This is a genomic window from Shewanella sp. AC34-MNA-CIBAN-0136 (genome assembly GCF_040309945.1).
GTDB lineage: Bacteria > Pseudomonadota > Gammaproteobacteria > Enterobacterales > Shewanellaceae > Shewanella.
The window spans coordinates 1-241 of sequence record NZ_JBEOPJ010000103.1; the positions used below are offsets into that span (position 1 = coordinate 1).

At 44.0% G+C, this 241-nt stretch carries 1 protein-coding gene; it reads right to left on the reverse strand.

The window, feature by feature from the left end:
• Nucleotides 1–241, reverse strand: a 241-nt coding sequence (locus tag AAEY94_RS20815; protein WP_350979952.1) for a hypothetical protein, incomplete at both ends; no start/stop codon positions are given.

Here is a 241-nt window from a genome sequence, read left to right on the forward strand (position 1 = left end):
GGATAGAACCAACCTTGGGACGTAGCGACATTTGGTCGCATTGGTACTTTAACACCTGCTTTGGTTACACTGCCATCGTTTTGATTAAACGGCAATTCGATTAAATCATCTGAATCGAGGTTCTCAGTGGCTAACGTAATTTTTGTGTCTTCTCCATAAAGTCCTGGACTGGCAATATCTCGATCAATGACTCCGAACAATCGATCGGACTGGCTAGGGATATCATTGCGCAAGCGTGATA